15 protein-coding genes and 2 tRNA genes are annotated in these 16,179 nt (G+C 61.8%); 12 read left to right on the top strand and 5 right to left on the bottom strand.

Annotated features, from left to right (window positions below):
• Window positions 1-62: 62 nt before the first annotated feature.
• Together GYM67_RS01925 and GYM67_RS01920 are read left to right on the top strand one after the other, a co-directional pair.
• Window positions 63-135: transfer RNA gene (locus tag GYM67_RS01925), tRNA-Thr, on the top strand.
• 41 nt (window positions 136-176) lie between these two features.
• A tRNA-Leu gene (locus GYM67_RS01920) sits at window positions 177-257 on the top strand.
• Window positions 258-335: 78 nt separating this feature from the next.
• On the opposite strand, the gene GYM67_RS01915 is transcribed toward GYM67_RS01920, so the two are convergent.
• From GYM67_RS01915 to GYM67_RS01900, 4 genes are all read right to left on the bottom strand, one after another.
• Window positions 336-3,176, bottom strand: coding sequence for a hypothetical protein (locus GYM67_RS01915; protein ID WP_258561545.1), 2,841 nt, complete (start codon window positions 3,174-3,176; stop codon window positions 336-338).
• 248 nt (window positions 3,177-3,424) lie between these two features.
• Window positions 3,425-4,111, bottom strand: a complete 687-nt coding sequence (rdgB, locus tag GYM67_RS01910; RefSeq protein ID WP_220236875.1) for an RdgB/HAM1 family non-canonical purine NTP pyrophosphatase — start codon at window positions 4,109-4,111, stop codon at window positions 3,425-3,427.
• 35 nt (window positions 4,112-4,146) lie between these two features.
• Window positions 4,147-4,911 (bottom strand): ribonuclease PH, encoded by a 765-nt coding sequence (gene rph / locus GYM67_RS01905; protein ID WP_220236874.1) that lies wholly within the window; start codon window positions 4,909-4,911, stop codon window positions 4,147-4,149.
• A 66-nt stretch (window positions 4,912-4,977) separates the two neighbouring features.
• Window positions 4,978-5,616, bottom strand: a complete 639-nt coding sequence (locus GYM67_RS01900; protein WP_220236873.1) for a Pr6Pr family membrane protein — start codon at window positions 5,614-5,616, stop codon at window positions 4,978-4,980.
• 102 nt (window positions 5,617-5,718) lie between these two features.
• Here GYM67_RS01900 and GYM67_RS01895 point away from each other — a divergent pair, with 102 nt between their 5' ends.
• Complete coding sequence (locus GYM67_RS01895; RefSeq protein ID WP_220236872.1) at window positions 5,719-7,065, top strand: nicotinate phosphoribosyltransferase; 1,347 nt, start codon at window positions 5,719-5,721, stop codon at window positions 7,063-7,065.
• Entirely contained in the window at window positions 7,065-8,084 is a 1,020-nt protein-coding gene (locus tag GYM67_RS01890; protein WP_220236871.1) for an aldo/keto reductase, read from the top strand. Before GYM67_RS01895 ends, GYM67_RS01890 begins: the two co-directional genes overlap by 1 nt.
• A gap of 25 nt (window positions 8,085-8,109) precedes the next feature.
• Here GYM67_RS01890 and GYM67_RS01885 read toward each other — a convergent pair whose 3' ends face one another.
• Window positions 8,110-8,421: a DUF3039 domain-containing protein gene (locus GYM67_RS01885; RefSeq protein ID WP_024627652.1), complete on the bottom strand. Its 312-nt coding sequence runs from the start codon at window positions 8,419-8,421 to the stop codon at window positions 8,110-8,112.
• A gap of 62 nt (window positions 8,422-8,483) precedes the next feature.
• On the opposite strand from GYM67_RS01885, the gene coaD reads away from it, so the two are divergent.
• The 8 genes from coaD (at window position 8,484) to GYM67_RS01845 (ending at window position 16,179) form a co-directional block, all read left to right on the top strand.
• Window positions 8,484-8,993, top strand: a complete 510-nt coding sequence (coaD, locus tag GYM67_RS01880; RefSeq protein WP_220236870.1) for a pantetheine-phosphate adenylyltransferase — start codon at window positions 8,484-8,486, stop codon at window positions 8,991-8,993.
• Window positions 8,990-9,682: an SPFH domain-containing protein gene (locus GYM67_RS01875; protein ID WP_220236869.1), complete on the top strand. Its 693-nt coding sequence runs from the start codon at window positions 8,990-8,992 to the stop codon at window positions 9,680-9,682. Before coaD ends, GYM67_RS01875 begins: the two co-directional genes overlap by 4 nt.
• Window positions 9,679-10,299 (top strand): YceD family protein, encoded by a 621-nt coding sequence (locus tag GYM67_RS01870; protein ID WP_220236868.1) that lies wholly within the window; start codon window positions 9,679-9,681, stop codon window positions 10,297-10,299. Before GYM67_RS01875 ends, GYM67_RS01870 begins: the two co-directional genes overlap by 4 nt.
• A gap of 64 nt (window positions 10,300-10,363) precedes the next feature.
• The gene (gene rpmF / locus GYM67_RS01865) at window positions 10,364-10,558 is read left to right on the top strand and encodes a 50S ribosomal protein L32 (protein WP_220236867.1); all 195 of its coding nucleotides are present in this window, start codon (window positions 10,364-10,366) and stop codon (window positions 10,556-10,558) included.
• A 142-nt stretch (window positions 10,559-10,700) separates the two neighbouring features.
• Entirely contained in the window at window positions 10,701-11,462 is a 762-nt protein-coding gene (rnc, locus tag GYM67_RS01860) for a ribonuclease III (RefSeq protein ID WP_220237359.1), read from the top strand.
• A gap of 217 nt (window positions 11,463-11,679) precedes the next feature.
• Window positions 11,680-13,620, top strand: a complete 1,941-nt coding sequence (locus tag GYM67_RS01855; RefSeq protein ID WP_220236866.1) for an acetolactate synthase large subunit — start codon at window positions 11,680-11,682, stop codon at window positions 13,618-13,620.
• A gap of 14 nt (window positions 13,621-13,634) precedes the next feature.
• Complete coding sequence (ilvN, locus tag GYM67_RS01850) at window positions 13,635-14,189, top strand: acetolactate synthase small subunit (RefSeq protein WP_220236865.1); 555 nt, start codon at window positions 13,635-13,637, stop codon at window positions 14,187-14,189.
• Window positions 14,190-14,232: 43 nt separating this feature from the next.
• Window positions 14,233-16,179 carry an ABC-F family ATP-binding cassette domain-containing protein gene (locus GYM67_RS01845; protein WP_220236864.1) on the top strand — a complete coding sequence of 649 codons (1,947 nt, stop codon included), beginning with the start codon at window positions 14,233-14,235 and terminating at the stop codon, window positions 16,177-16,179.

Here is a 16,179-nt window from a genome sequence, read left to right as displayed (position 1 = left end):
CATAACCGGCGTTTCGTGACCATCCACGGTCTTGACTCTGGCTGGTCTGAGTTGGGGGCGCGGCCATTTTAGCTCAGTTGGCAGAGCGTCTCACTCGTAATGAGAAGGTCGACAGTTCGATTCTGTCAAGTGGCTCTTTTGGCAGCTGCCCTTTGCAGGGGTTAGGTATGCAGCAGGCGCGAGTGGCGTAATGGTAGCCGCGCAGGATTTAGGTTCCTGTGTCTTCGGACGTGTGGGTTCGAGTCCCATCTCGCGCACAGGTATTAAGAACAGGGCCTGCCTTCATCTCCATGGAATTGGAAAATGGGGGCGGGCCCTGGCTGATGCTACCGGAGTCAGTGGCGGTTTTCCTGCTTGTTCCTCAGGCAGGCCACGAAGCCGACCAGGCCAAGCGCCATCAGCAGCAGGATCCTGAACACGGCCAGGGGCCACCCGCCCGTCAACGGCAAAGCCGAGTTGGAAGGACGGAACTCCAGCGTCTGCGACACGACGGCTGACTGGTTTCCTCCTTGGAACCTGCCCTGGGCGTCAGCGCCCTCAGCATCATCGGAAAGCACCTGCGCAGTGAACTCGCCCTTGTTGACGCCCTCAGGCGGAACCGCCTGCCACAAGCCCTGGTCACCCACAGTGACATCCGTACTGCTATTGCCGGGCCAGGTTATACGCACCACGGTCCCCTTGGTTTCAGGAACCTTCGCATCCCCGTCCACATACTTATAGGCCCTGCCCGCCACCTGGAAGACGTCATGGCGATCAACGGTCAGCGTGGTAGGGGTCATGTCCACCTTCCGCTCGATCGAAGCCGGCTCCGAGCTGACGTTCATCGGGTTGATCATCTTAACCCGGAAGGCGTACGTCTGCGTCTCGTCGCTGCCGTTGTAGCCGGTGAACCTGTCAACAGGGATGCTCAGCGTCCAGGACCAGGCGGAAGCCGCCGTCTTGACGACCCTGAGCACAGAACCCGACGCTGGATCCGAGACAGAAGAAGCAGTGCCGGCCGCCGCATCCCTCTGGAAGGTATCGGCCGGGGCGGTCACCAGAGGAGTCCAGCCCGAAACGGCCCCCTGCTTCATCGAAACAGCCATCTTCGAACCAGCCATCCCCAGCCCCCCCGAAGACCAGGCCGTATACACAGGCGACGCCTCACCCCTGAACACGACGACCGAACCTGCAGGCAGGCTCCCGTTCACCGTATGAGGCACAGCGACCGCGAGCTTGCCCGCATCCGGAGCATTCTCGATGGAAACGAAATAAGCCGTTCCTATGTTCGAGAAGAAAGAAGTCAAACCGAACCCGGAGGTGGATTCAACCACCCAGGCATGATACCGCCGGTACCCGCTGAACCTGTTGCCGGGATCCGGCGCCGGATACTGCTTATTGTCGTCCTGTACCTGCCAGGAGCCCCCCTGCCTGCTGCCAGCATCGACCTTGCACTCGGCCTCGCCCAGCCTGAACCCCCACGTGTCCGCGCTTCTGGCCAAGGCGTCATCATTCCGGCCCTGCCCGCCGCCGATGGGATTGGCAGGATCCTCCCCATAAAGAACAACCATGTTGGGATGCGCCTCATCCCTGGAAGGCGTGCACTCACCACTGACCACCGGATCAAGCCTGTTGGTATACACGCTCCCCGAAGCATCCAAAGGACTGTTCGCATCATTCTCGATCTTCGTGATCGTCGGATCCTTAGGACGAGCCACATCATACTTATAAAAAGCCGTATTGATGGTCTGCCCAGCAGTCAGGTTCCTGTCCTTCGTCGAAGCGGGCATGTTGTCATCTATCCCCACAAGACCTACATTCATGGGGTTGTACACTTCAGGACTGACCGTGCAAGCGCTCCCATCCCGGTTCGTGGTCACAGGCCACGTGACCATCTTGAAATAACCATCAAGACCCTGCTTCTCCTTAGCCTCCCTGAAATTGATGGAACCATCCGGATTCTGCGCAGGCATAGGATTGCCATCCCTATCAGTCGCAAACAACTCATTCGGATTATTCCGCTGCTTAGGCAAATTAAAAGCCGAATACGGATCAGCCGAGGAATCTGCGCCCCCCGAATCAGTGCGCGTATTGGGAGACGGCTGCTGGCCCGTCACCAGAACCGGCTCAGGAGTCAGCTCATCAACAGGCACCCACTGGCCATCCTTCAAAGCCACCCACTGGTAATAATACGAATTCGTCTGCGAACATACATCAGAGCCGCCACGAACATTCAGCCAGTACACGAAGAAAGACCGGGACGGGGCTGTTCCCGGAGCAGTGCCACTGATACTGGGGCTATTGGTGTTATCAGCAGGAAAACCATAATCAGTCACCATGCCCCAATTCGACTGACCCCCACTATAAAGCATTGGGTGCTGATCCCAGCCAACCCAAGACCACGGCCCGCTGCACTGAAGATCAGCTCCACTGCCCAGGCAGTTTTCCATATACTTCTTGAAACCCCTGCCCTCCGCCATCAAAGCTGCAGTGATATTAGATGTTCGATCCGGCGCGTTGATCATCGTGTCAGGGTTAAAATTGTCACAGTCGCTACTACCCCAGCCCCACAAACTACCGCTACCGGTACAAGACAGTGCATCCTGCTGTTGACCAACGACCGCGAAGACGTTCAAAGACTGGTCGACACCGCCTGTTTTATAGTCTGACGAGCCGCCACCATCCGGAAGGTTCATATCGCCCTCAATGGATATGGTCAAATAGTCATACAGACCGGAGTTTATAATCTTATGGACAGTGAAGAACTGATCCTGATTCTTGGCCCAATTATAGGCCCCAGACCAGGGCTGATCTGAGGATGAATCTGAGACTATAGTGTTCAAATACTTTACTCGACGGTAATAATTCGGACTGTATCCGCCGTTATAGAACTGATACACGAAAGATAGATTACAGGAGCCCGTGGTGTCGATGCCGCCGGTAGCATTGGCGCAGGAAGGGTCGAACTCGTTGTGCTTCACGCGCAGGATGAAGTCCATGCGCAGCTCATCAATGTTGGAATCAATCCTTTGGTTGTAAGCCAGCATCTTGTAAAGCAGCGGCTTCCTGCTGGCCGTCCCGTCCTGCCCGTCGACGGCATTCGCCTGACCGGCCGACAAAGCACTCAGCCCAAGCGGAACAACCATGGCCAGCACCGCCAGAAGGGTCACCAGAACAGCGATAATCGAACGGTTCACGTGCAGTGATCCCCTATTGTTCCGTTCTTGCAATCGCTTCAATACGAAACCCCCAAATCCCGATAGAGTCATGTGCTAGAACAGATCAACTTTGCTCTTAGTCTTTCCCTTAATATCGCCGACTCTATCACAGAGATAAAAGAATCGCACCTTCGCGTTTTCTTTACCAGCTTTAAGCACAACCGGCATTCAGGGCATGATCATCGATGTTTCGCGACCGTTCACCGTACGGAATCTATAAGGATTTATCAGCTTCTAACGCGGCCGTCGCCCAGCACCCAGCTGACGAGAATCGGCATGATGGCCGCCAAGGCCTTGCCCCTGTGCGAAATGGCGTTCTTTTCATCCGAGGTCATTTCCGCCGAGGTCAGAGGCTCCTGGTCCCTGGCGCGCCGAGGCTGGTCACGGGGCACGAAGATCGGATCGTAGCCAAACCCGTTTTCCCCTCGTGCCTGGCGGATGATGCTTCCGGGCATCTCGCCGGTCCTAGTCACCTGAGACCCACGGACGGCGTACCCTGGCACATCAGGAATGACTAGGGCGGCTGCGCAGACAAACCGTCCTCCCCTGTGACCGTCAGGAATGTCGTTCAGCTGGTTCAGCAAGAGCTCCAAGTTGGCTTGGTCGTCGCCGTGGCGGCCGCTCCACCTTGCCGAAAGGATTCCCGGGGCAGCGCCCATCACATCAACGACCAGCCCCGAGTCGTCCGCCAGCGCGGGCAGACCGGATTCCCGAGCGGCCCGCCCAGCCTTGATGAGAGCATTCTGCTGAAAAGTGGTGCCGGTCTCTACCGGATCGGGCAGGCCCAACTGGCCGGCCGAAACCAGCTCGATCCTCTGCCCCTCATGGGGCAGGAAACCGTTGAGTATACTACGAAGCTCACGCATTTTACCCTCGTTGTGCGTGGCCACAACCACTTTTCTGGCCTGCCCCATACAGATTCTCCTCGCTGAAATACCTGCCCTAAGCGTCAGTCAGATGCCAGAGCCTTGTGCTGAGCGGCCTGAAGCTCCTTGTTCCCCTTGGATGCCAGGTCCAGCAAGAGGCCGAGCTCCTGACGGCTGAAGGGACGATGCTCCGCCGTTCCCTGTATCTCTATGAAATCGCCGGAGCCGGTCATCGACACGTTCATATCGGTCATGGCCCGGCTGTCCTCCAGATAAGGAAGATCAAGCATGGGGTTACCATCGATGATGCCCACCGAGACGGCCGAGACGCAATCCTTGGTCACCTTGTCGGCGCTGCGGATGTGATGATGGTCCTGGGCCCATCGGAGGGCATCGACCATGGCCACGTAGGCGCCGGTGACGGAGGCCGTACGGGTGCCGCCGTCGGCCTGGAGCACGTCGCAATCAAGCTGGATCTGGTTTTCGCCCAAGGCCTTCATATCCACTACGCCGCGCAGACAGCGCCCTATCAGCCGGCTGATCTCCTGGGTGCGTCCACCGACCTTTCCGCGGACCGATTCCCGTGCAGTCCTGTCGCTGGTGGCTCTGGGAAGCATGGCGTACTCGGCCGTGACCCAGCCCAGTCCGGAGTCCTTGCGCCAACGGGGCAGCGTCGGCGTGAAGGAGGCCGTGCACATGACCCGGGTCTTGCCGCACTCAATCAGCACCGATCCCTCGGGGGCATCCGTCCAATGCCGGGTGATGACGACCGGTCGCAACTCATCAGCCGCCCTGCCGTCAGGCCGCAACACGGCACCTTCCTGGAGCATGTCCTTGATAGCAACCATCAGTGATGATCCTTTCCTGTTCCGCCCAGGCTCCCCTGGTCTGGTCCCTATTATTCCGTCAGCCGTCTACCGATCAATGGTCAGCGGTGTCTTGGCCGGCAGGATGCGATCAATCAGGAAGATGACCAGCGACAGGGCGAAGAAAACGACCAGGTACTCAGCCAGGTTGACCAGCAGCTGGGCCCATCCCAAGTGTCCGAGGTCCAAGAAGGCATAGGGGTAGGGATTACCGCCCGGCTGCGGTCCCGAATGAGGCCAGATGGCGGCCCTGATCAGCACAAAAGCCACATAGAAGGGGAAATAGATCAGCCAGGTCAGCACATTGTGCCAATGGAAACGACGATGAGGGTCGAACAAGAGGAAGTCCACCGATGCCAGGATGGGGCTGATGACGTGAATCATCCATGTGGTCCGGATGCCCAGGACCAGCTTGTAGTCCGTGCTGTTCAGCCCCAGAACCAGGATGGCCACCAGCCCGGTGATGACGATGTAGAGCGTCAGGCAGCCTTTAAGCCAGGCGGGAGGCTGGACGCCCTTGAGCAAGGTGGCCGCTCCGGCCCAGAGCATGACCAGACCTAGGGCGATATTGGTCTGGAAGGTAAAGTAGACCCACTTGTTGCCGATCCCCAGCAGCCAGGCCTCGTAGGTGCCGCCCAGGCAGAAAAAGGCGATCAGCAATCGGTAGATGCCCACGACGAATCTCATGCGGACCAGCTTAGCCCACCTTGGGAGGGCAGGGCGAGCCAGGTGGCTGGAGGATTAGACTGGGTGCCAACCAAGTGCTTTTTCACCCACAAAGGGGAACGCATGAACGCTGAAAACAATAGCAAGGGCACCGGAACCTCTACGGCTCTGATGACCGATATGTACGAATACACCATGCTGGATGCAGCCTTGCAGGATGGTACGGCCGGACGCCAATCCGTCTTCGAGGTCTATACCAGACACCTGCCAGCAGGGCGCCGCTACGGAGTGGTGGCAGGCACTGGGCGGATTCTGGACGCGCTGGCGGATTTCCAGCCCAGCGAGGATGAACTTCGCTTCCTGTCCGACCGTCGCATCGTCAGCCAGACCACCATCGACTGGCTGGAGCACTTCCGCTTCACCGGAACCATCCGCGGCTATCGGGAGGGCGAGATATTCTTCCCCGACTCCCCTATTCTGCAGGTCGAAGGCAGTTTCGGCGAGTGCACCCTCCTGGAGACGCTGATCCTGTCCATACTCAACTACGACTCGGCTGTGGCCTCGGCGGCCTCCCGCATGGTCACCGCAGCCAAGGGCCGGCCCTGCATGGATATGGGCGCGCGCCGTGCCAACGAATATGCAGCCGTGGCAGCGGCCAGAGCGGCCATAGTCGGCGGATTCCAGGGGACATCAAACCTGCTGGCGGCCAAGCGATATGGCTTTAAGGCCATCGGAACCGCAGCCCACTCATTCACCCTCCTTCATGACAATGAACGCGAGGCCTTCCAAGGGCAGATTCAGGCCCTGGGCAAGGGAACCACCCTGCTGACCGACACCTACTCCATCGAGGAGGCCGTCAGGACAGCCGTCGAGGTGGCCGGGCCAGAGCTGGGCGGGGTCCGCATAGACTCTGGAGACCTGGGCTCGCTGGCCCAGCAGGTCCGCGCCCAGCTGGACTCCCTGGGAGCCACCAAGGCCACCATCACCGTCACCAACGATCTGGACGAGTACGCCATCGCCTCCCTGCAGAACGCTCCAGTGGACTCCTACGGGGTGGGCACCATGCTGGTCACCGGTTCGGGGGCCCCCACCTGCGCCATGGTCTACAAGCTGACCGAGCGCGAGAACTCCGACGGAGTCATGCAGGCCGTGGCCAAGAAGTCGGTGGGCAAGGCCTCGGTGCCGGGGCGCAAGCTGGCCTACCGCTCCTACCACAACGGGGTGGCCGACGCTGAGCACGTCATCTCGGGCGCCGAACAGGCTTTGTCGGCCTATACGCCTGATCAGGACTGGCGAGATCTGCTGGTCACCTACGTGGACCATGGCCAGAGCATGCCAGGGCACCAGGGGGGGCAAGCCGTCCTGGACGCCCGTGAGCACCGGGCCAAGGCCCTTGAGGAGCTGCCCATCAACGCCCTGAGCCTGATGAAGGGCGAGCCTGTCCTGCCCACCCTGGTCAGGAGCATCTGATGGGCGCGCGATCCGAAAACCATCAGCCCGACCCAAGCCGATATGATTCCACAACCTACCGGCGCTGCGGAGACAGCGGTCTGAAATTGCCGCCCATTTGCCTGGGCTGCTGGCACAACTTCGGCGACACCACGCCCCTGGACCGTATGCAGGGACTATGCACGACGGCCTTCGACCACGGCATCACCCACTTCGACCTGGCTGACAATTACGGGCCTGGACCGGGCGCCGCTGAGCGCAACATGGGAATCATCCTGCAGAAATGCTTCAGCCACCATCGCCAGGAGCTGGTCATCTCCACCAAGGCCGGTTATGAAATGTGGCCTGGCCCTTACGGGGACCTCGGCTCACGCAAGCATCTGCTGTCCGGGCTGGACCAGAGCCTGAAACGGCTGGGACTTGACTATGTGGACATCTTCTACCACCACCGCCCCGACCCGGACACGCCCCTAGAAGAGACCATGGGCGCCCTGGCTCAAGCGGTCACCAGCGGCAAGGCCCTCTACCTTGGACTGTCCAACTACGACGGGCCGACCATGGCACGGGCCTCGGCCATCCTGACCGAGATGCACGTCCCCTTCATCATCAACCAAAACCGCTATTCCATCTTGGACAGAACCATCGAAGGCAACGGCCTCAAACGGATGACAATGAACGAGAAGAAGGGACTGATCGCCTTCAGCCCGCTGGCCCAGGGGCTGCTGACCGACCGCTACCTGCAGGGGATTCCCAAGGACAGCCGTATTCGGGCCGACGGCCGCTTCCTCAAGGAGTCCGCCCTGACCCCTCAGCGGCTGAAGCAGATCCAGAACCTGAACGGCCTGGCCCGTCAACGCGGCCAGAGTCTGGCAGAGATGGCTCTAGCCTGGCTGCTCAGGGACCCGGCTGTCACCTCGGTGCTCATCGGCGCCTCCAAGCCCGAGCAGATCATGGACAATCTCAAGGCTGTCGAATCCGCCGACTTCAGCCAGGAGGAGCTAGACCTCATCGACCGGATCGCCTTGGACAGGCAGTCCTGAAGCAGCCTGTGCCGCTCAGTAGCCCTCAGTGGCTGCCGCCGGTCATCTGTTCATAAATGCGCTTGCAGTCCGGACAGACCGGGTACTGGGAGGGGTCGTGCTTGGGCACCCAGACCTTGCCGCAGAGGGCCACGACAGGCCGGCCGGTCAGCTTGGACTCGGCGATGCGCTCACGGGAGACGTAGTGGGCGAACCGGTCGGCATCGCCCTGGTCGTTCAGGCGGGTCTTTTCGGCGGTCTCGGTGTCCGGACGGTCCAGAACGGCCGTGCCAGTGCCCTGGTCGGGGTTCTGCTCCCGCTCCGGATCCTCCATGCGAATGCTCTTGCTTGCAGTCATGATATCCATGGTACGGCGGCGAGCTACACGTTCGCTCCCTATGACGCGCTACGCTGAGAATCATGACTATCGCTGTATGCCCTGGCTCATATGATCCGGTCACCTCCGGCCACATGGATGTGATCGAACGTTGCGCCTGCTTCTTCGAGACGGTCCACGTGGTCGTGGCCGTCAATGCCGCCAAGACCCCCATGTTTAGCGAACAGAAGCGGGTGGCCATGATCCGCCGGGCCCTGGACGAGGACGGATACCCGAACATCACCGTAGCCTCTACCGATGGCCTGATCACCGACTACTGCCGGAAGGTGGGGGCCTCGGTCATCGTCAAGGGACTGAGACAGAACGGGGACTATGAGGCCGAGCTGGGCATGGCCCTGGTCAATCGCAAGCTGTCCGGGGTGGAAACGCTCTTCCTGCCAGCAGATCCGGTAAGGGAGCACATCTCCAGCACCATCGTCAAGGACGTGGCCAGACATGGAGGGGACATCACCGGCATGGTCCCTGACAGCGTCGTGGATGCATTGATAAACACCTTGCACAGGGACACACCGCACACGGAAAAGAGCCAATGATGAACGAGCAGACCCAGGAGAGGGACGATAAGGAGCCTATCGACGACTCGACCAGAGCGAGCGCTCCCAGGTCCGCAGTCGACATGAAGGACCTGCCCGACCTGCAGGAGGATCGAAGCGAGAGCGGGAACCCCCGATCGGAATTCACCACCGTCTATGACATCATCGATCGGATCCAGGCCGTGCTGGATGAGGCCAAGGCCCCCATTTTCAGTCCGGGACTGGTCAAGGTAGACCGAGACGAGCTGGCCGACGATCTCAACGAGCTCAAGAAGATGCTGCCAGTGCAGCTGGAGCGGGCCTCGGCGCTCATGAGAGAGGCGGAACGCCGGCTGAACACGGCACAGACCCAGGCCAACGCCACCGTATCCGACGCCCAGAGTCGAGCTGCAGACATCGTCAAGGAGGCTGGCGAGCAGGCCCGCTTCCTGGCTGGTCAGGAGAATGTGGTGGCCATAGCCCGGCAGAAGGCCCAGACCATCATCGACACGGCCCAGGCCCAGGCAGACCGTCTGGTCCAGGGGGCCGATGGGTATGCCGCCCAGGTCATGGGCGAGCTCGACACCCAGCTGGGCAAGATGAGTCAGGATGTGCGTGCCGGCCTGGAGGTTCTCCACCAGCGTGAGCAGGAGGCAGCGCGTAGCATGAACGCGTCGGTCTCGGACCGGGGAAAGGAGACGCAGGGATGAGCAGACCGGAGGATTCCCCCTGGGCGGTTTCAGTGGCCCAGGTGTCGACGCGGGCAGGGCAGAGCACCCGAGTGAACCGCGATTTTCCAGCCCCGGAGGGCATCGGCGACCAAGTAGTGGGTATACCGGCAGGAACACCCGTGCATGTGGAGGGTGACATCGACTCCTTGGTGGATGGACTCTTGTTGCAGGCCCACATCAGCGTACCGCTGAAGACCGAATGCACTCGCTGCCTGAGGCCTGTGGACACCAGCATCCAGGACGATCCGGTGGTCTTCTACCCTTACAAGGAACCCGAACCGGAGCCGACCCATGGCAAGGAGGAGATCCTGGCCGAACAGGAGGAGGCCAGCGGCCAGACCTATCCCCTGGCCGGCGCGGGCGCCTTTATGGATCTGGAAGCCCTGCTGCGTGACGCCCTGGTGGAGGCCCTGCCCCTGCAGCCCCTATGCCGACCCGACTGCCGAGGCCTGTGCCCCCAGTGTGGCATGGATCTTAATGACCACCCTGACCACCACCACCAGATGATGGACGACCGCTGGGCGGCCCTGGAGGGGCTGAAGCAGCGTCTTGAGCAGGAGGAGAACCCCGGCAGCGACGGCCAAGCTGGCGAATGACCGGAGGTTGCGATAGACTGCTCTACGCTTAAGCTCGAAGTATTCGATCGAAACAGAGGACAATATGGCACTGCCAAAATACAAGACTTCGCGCGCCAACACCCATTCACGGCGCGCCAACTGGAAGACCCAGGCCGCCGCTACGGTGACCTGCCCCAATTGCGGAGCTCCTGCGCTGCCGCACATGGCATGCCCCAGCTGCGGCATGTACCGCGGGCGCGTCTACCGCGACGCCATTCGTCCGCAGTTCAGCAAGTGAGCCAATCGGCGATCGACACGCAATGAGAGAACCCCGGCCATCGACGGGTGGCGGGGTTTTTCCATATCATCAGACGGCAAGTCCGAGAAAGCGAGAAGGGGCCATGCAGACAGGGCGCTCCAGGAAGGATCAGGAAGACCACATGCGGCAGGAGGAACAGGAGCAAGAGGATTCCGGCAACCAGGCTGCTGAGGAGCTCTTCCAGGCCCTGGGCGGCAGGATCAGCCCGGAGCTGCTGGTGCACGCCCTGACCCATCGTTCCTTCGCCCATGAGCACCCGGGCATGCCCAACAATGAACGGTTGGAGTTCTTGGGCGACGCGGTTCTGGAACTGGTAGCCACGGAGACCCTATACAAGGTTCACCCGGACATGACCGAGGGCCAGCTGGCCAAGATGCGGGCCAAGGCGGTCTCCGAGGAGGCCCTGTCGGCCATCGCCCGGGAGAAGCTGCACCTTGGGCAGTATATTCTTCTGGGCAGGGGCGAGAGCGAAAACGGCGGGGCCGACAAGGACTCCATACTCTGCGACACCGTCGAATCGTTGATCGGATCGGTCTTTGTGGAGCACGGCATCGAGGGGGCCAGGACCACCGTCCATACCCTTCTTGACGACACCTTGGCCGAGGTAGCCACCGAAGGGCCGGCTCTGGATTGGAAGACCTCGATCACCGTCAAGGCCCACAAGCTGGGCTTGGGCGAACCGCGGTACGCCATGGCGGTCTCCGGACCGGAATACGCCCAGGTTTTCACCGCCGAGCTGCGCCTGGAGGACGGCGGGACCGTGATCGGCAAGGGCCAGGCCAGCAGCAAGCGGAAGGCCCAGCTGGCTGCTGCCGCCCAGGGGTGGAAGCGGCTGGACGACCAGGATCTGCTTGCGACCCTGCGCGCCGAGCAATCCTCCTGAGAATCCATCCGAAATTCCGGCATGCGGTACTGCGCCAACGCCCCGACCAGACCCCTGTTTAGACTATGGGGATAACCTGGAGGCATGCCGTCACGAACGGCATAGGCGCCTCCTCCTGATCGGGATTCGTCCGCCCACACCGCCGACGCTCCGACAGGTTCATATTTCGACATGCACGGCCGCAGGTCGGCGCGCAGTCTGGAGGTCGAGAGGAAACATGAGTCTGCCGACACCTCTGCAAGCATTCAGTTCGGTACCCAGGAACTGGGGCCCCGACGACAAGGATGTTCCCGCCCAGGGTGAGCCCATGACGGGAGCTCAGGCGCTGATTCGGTCCCTGGAGGATCTAGGGGTCACGCAGGTCTTCGGCGTTCCAGGAGGGGCCATCCTGCCCACCTACGACGCCATCGACGAGCAGGTGCGTTTCAACTTCACGCTGACCCGCCACGAGCAGGCCGCCGGGCACGCAGCCGAGGGCTATGCCGTCTCCACGGGCAAGGTGGGGGTCTGTCTGGTGACCTCGGGCCCCGGGGCCACAAACATGGTCACCCCCATAGCCGATGCCATGATGGACTCGGTGCCCCTGGTAGTGGTGACCGGCCAGGTGGGTGTGGACTCCATTGGCACCGATGCCTTTCAGGAGGCCGACATCGTGGGCATCACCTACCCGGTGGCCAAACACTCCTATCTGGTGACCAAAGCCCAGGACATTCCCCGGGTCATGACCGAGGCCTACCACATCGCCCGCTCGGGAAGGCCCGGCCCTGTAGTAGTGGACCTGAGCAAGACGGCCCAGAACGGCAAAATGCTCTACTCCTGGCCCCAGGAGATGATTCTGCCCGGCTACAACCCGGTGACGCGTGCGCACGGGCACGTCCTGGATGATGCCGCCCGACTCCTGGTCCAGTCGCACAGACCAGTCCTCTATGTGGGCGGCGGCGCAGTCCGATCAGACGCTCGCCGGCAGATCCAGGAACTCGTTCGAGCTACCGGTGCCCCCATGGTCACCACCCTGCCAGCACGAGGCATCGTGCCCGACTCCGATCCAGCCGTTCTGGGAATGCCCGGCATGCACGGCACGGTGGCCGCCAACGGAGCCATCCAACACTCCGACCTGCTGGTGGCCGTGGGCACACGCTTCGACGACCGGGTGACCGGCAGCCTGGAGGACTTCGCCCCAGTGGCCAGGGTCATCCACATCGACATCGACCCGGCCGAAATCGGGAAGAACCGGCAGGCAGACGTACCCATCGTCGGGGACGTGGGCCAGGTGCTGGACGACCTGATTCCGGCGCTCAAAGCGTCCCAGCGCACTTGGGGCAAGCCCGACCTCAAGCCCTGGTGGCGGCTGATCGACGGCTGGCGGCACGACTATCCCACCACCTTTGAGCCCAGCCCGGACGGCACGCTGGCTCCCCAGTGGGTGGTCCAGACCCTGAGCAACAAGGCCGATCCGAATACCATCTGGGTATCCGGCGTAGGTCAACACCAGATGTGGGCCAGCCAGTTCATCGACTTCGAACGCACCCGCTCCTGGGTCTCCTCCTGCGGACTGGGGACCATGGGCTACGGTCTGCCCGCCGCCATCGGCACAGCCATTGGTACCAGGGAACAGGAGGATCCACGGCCTGTCTGGCTGGTTGACGGGGACGGCTCCTTCCAGATGACCTCCGAGGAGCTGGCCACAGCTCAGCAGGCGGGACTGCCCATCCGCATCGCCATACTCAACAACTCGGTCTACGGCATGGTCCGTCAGTGGCAGACCCTCTTCTATGGCAGCCACTACTCCCAGACCGACTTGGAGGACGGCGGCGACAAGCCCACAGACGGCAACGGCATCCCCGACTTCGTCAAGCTGGCCGAGGCCTATGGCTGCCTGGGACTGCGGGCCTTTACCCAGGAGCAGGCCCTGGAAGCCATTGATAAGGCCAACGCAGTGACCGACCGGCCGGTCCTGATCGACTTCCGCGTCTGGAAGGATGCCATGGTATGGCCCATGGTCCCGGCAGGCGCCTCCAACGACACCATCATCTACAAGCCGGGCGTGCAGCCCCTGGCCGGCATCCGTCCGGAACAGGAGCAGCCCGAGCCGCACCAGCAGACCGGAGCCGACCGGGCAGCCATGGCCAACGATGCCGCCGGTCGCATGAACAAGTAGGAAAGGGGCACCACATGGCCAATTATCCAGCATCCAAGCCCGGCTCCGAGCGGCACACCCTTTCCGTCCTGGTCGAGAACCGCCCCGGCGTCCTGGCCAGGGTGGCCGGCCTGTTCGCCCGGCGCGCCTTCAACATCAACTCCCTGTCCGTCTCGTCCACCGAGCGGGGCGACATCTCTCGGATCACGGTCACTGCAGACGTGGAGGCCGTCCCCCTGGAGCAGATCATCAAACAGCTCAACAAGCTGCTGCACGTGCTCAAGATCGTCGAGCTCAAGGGCGACGAGGCCGTGGAGCGCGAGCTGGTCATGATCAAGGTCAAAGCCAACGAACGCAACCGCTCCGATGTGCTGGAGATCGTCAAACTCTTCCGCGTGCGTGTTGTCGACGTGCACCCCGAGTCACTGACCATCGAGGCCACTGGGGCCGAAGGCAAACTGGAGGCCCTGCTGCGTCTGCTGCGGCCCTTCGGCATCATCGAGCTGGTCCGGTCGGGCGCTGTAGCCGTCACGCGAGGCCCTCGGGCGCTGAGCGAGAGGGTGCTGGGCTCACAGATCACCGACCGCTGATCCTCAGGGCTCCCATCCAAGGCAGGCAGTAGATTGGTGAATCATGCCCATCTATGATCTCGGTCTGGAACACGTCGCCCTGTCCTTTGCCACAAAAACCATCTTCACGAGTGTGACCCAAGGCATCTTCGAGGGGGACCGGATCGGCATCGTGGGCCGAAACGGCGACGGGAAGTCCACCCTGCTGCACCTTCTGAAGGGCACCCAGGAACCCGATCAGGGACGGGTGACCATGCGCAATGGTCTCACCTTCGGCATGCTGGACCAGCGCGATCCCCTGAAGGACGAGGACACGGTCCGCAGGGCGGCCTTGGAGGATCGGCAAGACTACGAGTGGGCTGCCGATCCCAGATCGCGCGAAATCGTCGAATCCCTTCTGGGCGGCATGGAGCTGGAAGCCAAGGTAGGCACATTGTCCGGCGGTCAGCGCCGCAGGGTGGACTTGGCCCGGCTGCTGCTTCCGGATTGGGACATCCTGGCCCTGGATGAGCCGACCAATCATCTGGACCTGCTCACCATCCACTGGCTGGCCGAGCATCTGAAGAACCGCTGGGCCAAGAATTCCGGAGCCCTCCTGCTGGTCACCCACGACCGCTGGTTCCTGGACGAGGTCTGCACCTCCATGTGGGAGGTGCACGACGGAACCATCGACCCCTTCGAGGGCGGCTACAGCGCCTACATGCTTCAACGGGTGGAACGCGAACGCCGGGCTGATCTGGCCGAGACCAAGCGCCGCAACCTGGCCCGCAAGGAACTGGCCTGGCTGACCCGGGGCGCCCGGGCCCGTTCGACCAAGCAGAAGTTCCACGTCAAGGCCGCCCGGGAGCTGATTGCCGACGTGCCGCCCATGCGCAACAGCCTGGAACTCAAGCGGATGGCCACCTCCCGCTTGGGCAAACAGGTGGTGGACCTGGTCGACGTGACCAAGATCTATCCAGAGGCCGACTCCGATATCGAAGGAGGCAAGGATGACAGGGTCCCCTCCCCTCATGCCCAGCGCCCTCTGATGGGATCAGTGACCGTGGCCGCCGATCCCGGCAAGGACCGCCCGGGCACCGCAGCGGCCGACACCCTCACCATCAGCGGTCACAAGGTCCTGGACGACGTGACCTGGCTGATCGGCCCCGGCGACCGGTTCGGCATCGTAGGCGCCAACGGAGCCGGCAAGTCCACTCTGCTGGGTCTGATTGACGGCAGCGTGGCTCCCACGGCAGGGCACGTCAAGGTAGGCAAGACTGTCCGCTTTGCAGTGCTGACCCAACGTCTGGACGAACTGGAGAAACTGGACCGCTATCGGATCAAGGAGGTCCTCAGCCGCTACAAGCCCACCTATCTGGTGGAGGGCAAGGAGGTGTCACCCAGCCAATTGATGGAGCGCTTGGGCTTTGAAAGCTCCCAGCTGATGACCAGGATCGGCGACCTGTCTGGCGGGCAGAAGCGCCGCATGCAGCTCCTGCTCATCCTGCTGGACGAGCCCAACGTGCTGGTCATGGACGAGCCTGGCAACGATCTGGATACCGACATGCTGGCCGTCATGGAAGACATGCTGGACTCATGGCCGGGCACCCTGATCGTGGTCTCCCACGACCGCTACCTGCTGGAGCGAGTGACCGACCAGCAGTTTGCGCTGATCAACGGCAAGGTGGTTCACCTGCCCGGCGGCGTCCAGGACTACCTGGATATGGTTGAGTCGGCCGATCGGGAAGCTGCGGATGCACCGGGCCGGACATCGGCCAAGGAGGCCGAGGATCCCGATCAGGCCAAGGCCGAACGTGTCGCCAGACGAAATCTGAGCAAGCAGGCCTCTGCCATCGAACGCAAGCTGGCCAAGCTGGCCGATCGGCGCAAGGACCTTGAACGGCAGATGGCTGAACACGACCCCGGCGACTACCAGGGCCTCAACGAACTCAACAGCAAACTCAAGGATCTGACCGGGCAGTCGGACCAGCTTGAGAAGGAGTGGCTGACCATCGGGGAAGAGCTGGAGTAG

This window comes from Bifidobacterium asteroides (assembly GCF_019469425.1).
Classification (GTDB): Bacteria; Actinomycetota; Actinomycetes; order Actinomycetales; family Bifidobacteriaceae; genus Bombiscardovia; species Bombiscardovia asteroides_I.
The sequence above is the reverse complement of the archived record's forward strand: the minus strand, read 5'-3'. Positions and strand labels throughout refer to the sequence as shown.